This is a genomic window from Priestia sp. BR_2 (assembly GCF_041954005.1).
Taxonomy (GTDB): Bacteria; Bacillota; Bacilli; order Paenibacillales; family Paenibacillaceae; genus Paenibacillus_AQ; species Paenibacillus_AQ lautus_A.
In genome coordinates, this window is sequence record NZ_JAVFHM010000170.1 from 63,613 (window position 1) to 71,457 (window position 7,845).

At 48.8% G+C, this 7,845-nt stretch carries 5 protein-coding genes and 5 tRNA genes; all 10 read right to left on the reverse strand.

Annotated elements, in window-relative coordinates; translation table 11 throughout:
- Positions 1-16 precede the first annotated feature (16 nt).
- Positions 17-1,501, reverse strand: coding sequence for a CdaR family protein (locus RB298_RS08555; RefSeq protein WP_096776853.1), 1,485 nt, complete (start codon positions 1,499-1,501; stop codon positions 17-19).
- Positions 1,494-2,327 (reverse strand): diadenylate cyclase CdaA, encoded by an 834-nt coding sequence (gene cdaA, locus RB298_RS08560; RefSeq protein ID WP_015737608.1) that lies wholly within the window; start codon positions 2,325-2,327, stop codon positions 1,494-1,496. Before cdaA ends, RB298_RS08555 begins: the two co-directional genes overlap by 8 nt.
- 313 nt (positions 2,328-2,640) lie before the next feature.
- Complete coding sequence (locus RB298_RS08565) at positions 2,641-3,255, reverse strand: zf-HC2 domain-containing protein (protein WP_009589556.1); 615 nt, start codon at positions 3,253-3,255, stop codon at positions 2,641-2,643.
- A gap of 221 nt (positions 3,256-3,476) precedes the next feature.
- Entirely contained in the window at positions 3,477-4,046 is a 570-nt protein-coding gene (gene sigW, locus RB298_RS08570) for an RNA polymerase sigma factor SigW (RefSeq protein ID WP_009589526.1), read from the reverse strand.
- Between the two features lie 242 nt (positions 4,047-4,288).
- Positions 4,289-7,075: a phosphoenolpyruvate carboxylase gene (gene ppc / locus RB298_RS08575; RefSeq protein WP_096776852.1), complete on the reverse strand. Its 2,787-nt coding sequence runs from the start codon at positions 7,073-7,075 to the stop codon at positions 4,289-4,291.
- Between the two features lie 275 nt (positions 7,076-7,350).
- A tRNA-Gly gene (locus tag RB298_RS08580) sits at positions 7,351-7,424 on the reverse strand.
- A gap of 77 nt (positions 7,425-7,501) precedes the next feature.
- Positions 7,502-7,575: transfer RNA gene (locus tag RB298_RS08585), tRNA-Pro, on the reverse strand.
- A gap of 21 nt (positions 7,576-7,596) precedes the next feature.
- Positions 7,597-7,673: transfer RNA gene (locus RB298_RS08590), tRNA-Arg, on the reverse strand.
- A 3-nt stretch (positions 7,674-7,676) separates the two neighbouring features.
- A tRNA-Gly gene (locus RB298_RS08595) sits at positions 7,677-7,751 on the reverse strand.
- 5 nt (positions 7,752-7,756) lie between these two features.
- Positions 7,757-7,840: transfer RNA gene (locus tag RB298_RS08600), tRNA-Leu, on the reverse strand.
- Positions 7,841-7,845: the final 5 nt, after the last annotated feature.

The window sequence follows — 7,845 nt, forward strand, 5'->3', positions numbered from 1 at the left end:
TATCTACTCTTCGATATTATCCATCATTGGATGTTTCTGTACCCGTTGTTCCATCGCTTGATCCGTCTCCCGGCGGATGTGATGGGTTTTCTCCTGACCCGGAGTTATCCGTGCCCTCATTCGCGGGAGGCGTCTCCGGATCCTCCCCTTGATCATTGCCCGTCCCTGTTCCAGTTCCAGTGCCCGTTCCCGTCCCCGGTACATCAGGCTTGTCTTTGTCGGTCCCCTCGTTGTTCGAAGTACCCGGGTTCGTTGTCACGGGTTTCGAATTATCCTTGAGCTCTATCTTTATCACAGGGCGATCCTGATCCGTGCGGTTGATGAAATTAGGCAGCGTAATCTGCAGCGGAATTTCATGGACGCCGGCTTTCAAGCCGGTCGCGTTCGCTTCAGCTCCAATATCCGTTGGCTCCAGACTATTAAGCAAGTCAGGCGCACCGGTGAGCGTCAACGAGATCGTCTTCGTCTTTGGATCCGTAATGACGGCATCCAGGCCGGAGGCGACACCTTTTAACGTGATCGGAATGCCGGTAATCTCCCGTTCTCCATGCGATACAGCCGTAACTTCAACCGTTACAGAGCTCGGCTCGATTTTCTCAAAACCTTCAGGCGGCGTCAAGTCGGCCGTAAGCACTGTTGTTCCCGAATTTCTAACTTCTCCCAGATTGATGGCGGCTTCGATATAGGTCTCAGCTCCTGCCAGTACCTCTTTGCTGCCGAACAGCTTCACTTCTTTGACCTTCTGTTCTACCTTGGATAAGACAAACCCTTCCGGCAGCCTTCCGGTATATTGAAGCTCCAGCGGCAGGGTGACAAATGCAGGCTCAATCGGTACTTCAGCCGCTACCGTAGCAGGCTCAATGACCGCATCCTCCATTTCGGCGCCTTCTTTATCATATGCTGTTAGCTTGACTCGTTTCTCCGTAATCTTCTCTTTGGCTCCATCAAGCTCCACGTTACCTTTGACCTGCCCTAAATTTGCCATCGACGATTCCGGCAGGGTAACCGTGACTTGCCTTGGGTCAATCAGCACGGGCGTTCCGGCCCGGTAATCTTTAGCAGGCTCGCCCTTCGTGCCAATACTTACCGTCACGGATTTCGACACTCTCGGCTCTACGGTCACCGTAACAACGGATGGTTCCATCGATACCATCTCCACGCCGCTTGGGATGGAGTAAGTCAGAGGAAGTGTGTGCGTTCCCGGTTCTTTGACGTTGCTCAGATCGAGCTTTACTTTATATTCGTCGGTCAAAAGCGAAATATTGGATTTCTTCCCCCGCACCTCAAGATTCACGCGATCTTGATCAATGCCGGTTAGCACATATTCGCCGTCATCAAATCCATAGGTTTGAATCTTAACGCCTTCAATGATCTTGGTATCATAAAAGGTCGTGGGCGGTGCTGGCGTTCCGCTGTCCATATGAACCATTGCCCATAACAGAATGCTGACAGCGAGTGCAATGAGTTTGCTTGCCGTGTTGTTCTTGATCCATTTATCCATTGCTGCCGTCCCCCTTCCGTTTCCAGAAGAACGTGCGTTTCTCCTTGATGGACGCGGCAGGTCTGAGCTCCTCATACAATTTCGATATCAGAGACTCTTCCTTAATATCCCGAACCACTTGTCCATTTAAGGCCAGCGATACTTGCCCAGTCTCCTCGGATACGACAACCGAAATCGCATCCCCCACTTCACTGATTCCGATAGCGGCACGGTGCCGCGTCCCCAGCTCCTTACTGATGAAAGGATTCTCCGATAGCGGTAAATAACAGCCGGCGGCCGCGATTTGGCCGTTCTGAATAATGACGGCTCCGTCATGGAGAGGCGTATTCGGTATAAAAATGTTGATGAACAATTCCGAGCTGATCACCGATCCCATCGGAATTCCCGATTCTACGTATTCATTCAGGCCTGTCGTCCGCTCAAACACGATCAGCGCCCCGATTTTGCGCCGCGACAAATAATTAACCGCCTTAATGGTTTCGCTGATTAACTTATTCGTTTCCTCGTCAATATCCGCGGTCCGCCCGAACAGCTTGCCTCGGCCGAGCTGCTCCAGACCGCGTCTGAGCTCAGGCTGGAAGATAATAAAGATCGCCAGCACCCCAAAGGTAAAGATCTGGTTCATCAGCCACTTGAGCGTATACAGATCAAACCAGGTGCTCAGCGCCCAGATGACCACCAGCACCAAAATTCCTTTGAGCAGCTGGACCGCCCGCGTGCCGCGGACGAGCAGAATCATCTGGTATATTATATAAGTAACGATAAGGATATCGATGATATCTTTAATGGATTCACCCCAGGTCATATCTGTGAAATACTCCACCATACAGCAACCCCCGTCATTTCCTTTAAGTGCGGGCCCAAAAAATCCGGTTCCTTCGAAGATGAACGCCCTGGTTTGAAACCGAGCCTGCTTTCCATCATCCTTCTAATCACGCGGAGATTCTTGAACATCCTCTTTAATAACGCATGAGACTATATATGTAGTATGTACTCTACACTCTCTAGGTTATAACGTTAATCTTTCCGATGCAAGCGGACTCCCTCCGCTTTCCATGCAAATCCGCATAAAATCAACAAAAGAAGCGCCGTCTTTTCACTGAAAAGAGGCGCCTTTGCTTCGTAATTGCGGTTTTCACCTAGCGGTAAGCGGCATCTGTAAACAGAGTGGAGATCTTATACCATATCCAATCCATGGCTCTATCTATATCCTTCACTTGACCCGCTATATGCGCGGTGGAAGCCTGAAATAATTCTCCGTCGATAACGGTCACATTGCCATTAACCTGACCGTAAACCTTAGTTTTTCCGTTCTCGACCGTAATATCTCCCGTGATGATCTGATCCGGTGGAATAATGACCGTATCCCCTTCAATCACCAGCTTTTCGAATTCATCGCTCTTTACAACCAGCTGAGTGTCCTGACTCCAGAAACTGATCGTGCTAAAGAGCATGACGACCAAAAACAAAGCTGCAGCCGTGAGCGCAGGATGATTCTTAACCCATTTGACCCAAGCTTTTTGTTTCTTGGGCTGCGGCAGCATGCCCATTATACGTTCCGTTAAATCATCGGATGGCTTGGTCGCATGATGAGTTAAGGAAAAAAGAAGCATATCGGTATGCTCCAGCTTCTCGAAGTAATTCCGACAGTCAGCACAATCCAGCAAATGCTTCTGCAATTCTAGCTGCTGCGGGTCGGACAAGTCATTATCCAGATAATCATGCATCAAAGAGACGGCTAATTTGCAATCCATTTGTGAGCCAATCCTTTCATTCAATCTCTTTGCTGGGTCTATCCCCCTAGGGGCATAAGACTTGCTTATTGTTCATACGTGCCGGAATCGGGGATGTTTCAACTTTTTTAAAAGAAAATCAGAAAAAAATTACGGGCACTGACTCTCTGATTTCCGCAAGAAAAAAAGCGCCCTTAAACGCGGTCTCTCTTCCTCAAAGAACGGCGATAGGCGTTTTTTCCTCACAATTTGTACTCTAATTTTTTCCGCAAAAATTCGCGTCCACGATGTACACGCGTTTTGATCGTTGTTACAGGCAGGTCCAAAATCTCGCTGATCTCTTGCAGGGATAAATCCTGGATGTACCTTAAAATCATAATGGTCTTGTACTTAGCAGGAAGTCCGTCAATGGCCTGATGGATAATGCGCTGCGTTTCCGATAGCAGCATCTCGCTCTCAGGCGTACGGTTATCGCTTGGGATCAGGGAGTAGCCGTCCATACCTTCGCTTTCGTTCAGGTCGGCGTCCAACGAGAAAGAAGGCTTGCGCTTGCGCAGCCGATCAATGCTAAGATTCGTGCCAATTCGGTATATCCAAGTTGAGAACTTCTGGTTCTCGTCATATCGGTCAAGGTTCTTGTAAACACGCAAAAAAGTCTCTTGTACGACATCCTCGGCCTCATGGCGGTTGCTCAGCATCCGGTAAGCCAAATGAAAAATCTTGTCTTTATAAAGCTCTACGATTTCGGCAAATGCCCTTTGGTCCCCTTTTCGGGCCAGCTTTGCCAGTCTTACATCCAAATTGTCCACCATAATTCCCCCAGAATGGTCTGATGGGTAACGTCTAAAAACGCATCATTCAAATCGTAATTCAACTGTTTCTAAAAATCAACAATAATTCAAAAAGAATCCCATTCGTGTATCAAAGACAATTCACCTGCAACCGATACATTAATCATTAGGACGCAAGCTGCGCATAGATGAAAAAAACGAGGTCCCTCTAGGGAACCTCGCCTTATACTATCCCTTTCAAACAGCTTTAGCTTCTGCAGGGATCAGCCTGTATTGCGAAGCCCGGCGGCAATGCCGTTGATGGTCAGCAGTACTTCCCGAAGCAGATCCGGATCATCCTGCTCCTGCTCCCTTAGTTCACGCAGCTCGTTAAGCAGTTGAACCTGCAGATAGCTGAGCGGATCCACGTAAGGGTTGCGAAGTCTTATCGATTCCTGCAGAACCGGCTGGTTATCCAGAATATCCTGTTGTCCTGTAATCTTGAGAACCAGCTCTTTCGTCAATTTGAATTCTTCCTGAATCAGACCGAAGATGCGCTCGCGTGCTTGATCATCCTTCGTCATCAAGGAATACTCCTTGGCGATGATCAGATCTGCCTTGGCAAGTGCCATCTGAAGGGTATCGATCAGGGACGTAAAGAACGGATAGCCCGTGTACATCTGTTGAAGCACCTTCATGTTCTCTTCCTTGCCTTGGTAGAAGCTCTGTAAGCCCGTACCAGCCGCGTACCATGCCGGAAGCAGGTAACGGCTCTGCGTCCATGCAAACACCCAAGGAATGGCTCTCAGGTCCTCGAAACGGTCGCTGTTCTTGCGCTTGGAAGGCCGGGAACCAATATTCAGCTCGCCCACCTCAGGAAGCGGCGTGGATTCCTTGAAGAAAGTAAGGAAATCCGGATCGCGGAATATCAGATCTTGATATTTTTTCTGAGAAACGGCCGAAATGCTGGAGGAAATCACTTCCCACTCTTTTTCGGTCGATTCTTTTTCAGGATAACGGGCATTCAGGGAAGCCGTAATTAATGCTGAGGTCGCCTGATCCAAGCTACGGTAGGCAATGCCCTTCAAGGAGTAACGGGAAGAAATAACCTCGCCCTGCTCCGTAATTTTGATGCCGCCTGCAATGGTCGATGCCGGCTGAGCCAAAATGCTGCGGTTCAGAGGCATACCGCCGCGTCCGAGCGATCCGCCGCGTCCATGGAAGTATTTTACCTTGATGCCGAATTCATTGGCTACGGCCGTAATCTCTTTGAGTGCTACCTGGAGTTCCCAGTTCGCCGTAATGGCTCCGCCGTCCTTGTTGCTGTCAGAGTAGCCCAGCATGATCTCCTGCAGTTCGTTCATGGCGCTCACCGCTTCACGGTAGATCGGCAGGCTGAAGAGCTTGCGCATGATATCCGGGGCGGCATGAAGATCGTCAATCGTCTCGAATAATGGCGCAGCCTGCAGCGTAGCGATTACGGAACCGTCGTTATCCTTCCGGAACAGCCCGACTTCTTTGGCAAATACCATCACTTCCAGAATGTCGCTTGCGCCCTCGGCCATACTGATCAAATAACTGGAGATGCATTTCACGCCGAATTCCTGCTGCGCACGGAAAACGGTACGGTATACTTCGAGGCATTCCTCGGTGCTGTCGCTATACTCCTGATAAGGCGTAGTCAACGGACGCGGATCGTTAAGCAAGTTATTGAGCAGTTCGATCTTCTCGTCTTCGCTCAATTGGGCGTAGTCCTGCGTCACGTTCATTTTCCGCAGAATTTCGGCCATGGCATTCTCATGCTCTTGGCTATGCTGTCTGATATCCAGCGTTGCGGTATGGAAACCAAACAACTCCGCCTGGCGAATCAGCTTTTGAATATAGGTGTCTGCAACATAGTCAGCAAAATGGAAACGCAGGCTTCGATCAATGATTTTCAAATCCTCGATGAATTCCTCAGGGGTCTGATAACGCTCGCCGCCCGTCATGTTTTCATCCAGAATGTGACTCATTTTAGCCAGCATATATACCAGTTTTACACGATAAGGCTCTTTCTCATTGTGCCAAATTTCCATCTTCTTCAGTGTTACATGCTCGCGGTCTTTTTCAATGGATTGAAGCAATTCATCCGAAACGTTAACGATTGACGAGCTGAAGCTCAGGTATTTCATGAATTCACGCAAAATCCGTTGGTATTCACGAATCGCCAGCTTCCGCTGCATTTCAAGCGTTCTCCACGTTACGTCCGCCGTCACTGAAGGATTTCCGTCCCGATCGCCACCGATCCACGAACCGAAACGCAAATAGGTTGGAACGTGCCAATGGTGACCCGGATAATATTTAGTTAGGCAGCGCTCCAGTTCTTGATAAACCTCTGGCAGAATGTGAAACAGGGTTTCGTGAAAATAATACATACCGTTTCTGACTTCATCCAAAACAGTAGGTTTACGGTCACGAAGCTCATCGGTTTGCCATAGCGTAATCACTTCATTCAGTAGTTTCTCCCGAAGCTGCTCCCGTTCGCGGAATGTCAGTGTCGGATTGTCCAGCTGCATCACATCGTCCGCTATCCGTTTATGGATATCCAGAATAGCCCGACGCATCGCTTCTGTTGGATGAGCGGTCATCACCAGCTCAAGGGATAGACTTTCGAGAATTTCTTGAACTTCTTCAAACGTAATATTGCGCTCTTTCAAATCCTGGACTGCACTTTCGATGGAACCTGGTTGAACACTTTCCCCGGCGGAACGCTCGTAATCGCGTTTACGCCGTATGCGATGATTCTGTTCGGCGATGTTAACCAATTGAAAGTAAATGGCAAACGCGCGAATCACCTGATGGCGAATGTCGGGTTCCAGCGTGCTGATGATCCTTTTGAAATCTGCAAACAATTCTGGCAAGAATACGGATCGCAACGATTTACTCGTTTCGCGAATTTTCTCAACTATATCTAAAAGCTCATTGCCTCCTTGATGGACAAGAACTTCTCCAAGAATATTGCCAAGGAACCGTACATCTCGCCGCAGCAGATTGTTGGAATTGCTTTTTGCGGTTACTGTAAGTTCAGTCATGCTACTCCTCCCATCTCAACCCGTTTCAGCAGTTTATCTATAGGACGTAACGCCTTCCTAACATCATACAATAAAAGCGAATGAAAATCTGCATTTTTCAGGCGAAAAAATTAGCCAAATCGACAAAACTCATGGTCATGTTATACCCATAGCCCACGGACATTAGTCCTATAAACCGTTGATACGACAGCATTCTTTATTGCATTAACACTTCGCAGGATAGTCGTATGAATATGTAAAAAAAACATCACACACGGTGATGTCCTGCTTATGTATGGAGCGGGTGATGGGAATCGAACCCACGCTACCAGCTTGGAAGGCTGGAGTTCTACCATTGAACTACACCCGCATATCAACCCACAAAAGTGACGTTATGCTTCAAAGCATATTCCGGTTACTTTTGCCGGGCCTCAATTGTTAAGCAAATCGGGATGACACGATTTGAACATGCGACCCCCTGGTCCCAAACCAGGTGCTCTACCAAGCTGAGCTACATCCCGATATTAATCTTTTTTGAAAAATGGCACGCCCTGAGAGATTCGAACTCCCGACCTTTTGATTCGTAGTCAAACGCTCTATCCAGCTGAGCTAAGGGCGCAAATGGAGCGGACGACGGGAATCGAACCCGCGACCCTCGCCTTGGCAAGGCGATGCTCTACCGCTGAGCCACGTCCGCATTAATGGTGCGCGTGGAGGGACTTGAACCCCCACGTCAAAGACGCTAGATCCTAAGTCTAGTGCGTCTGCCAATTCCGCCACACGCGCACAAG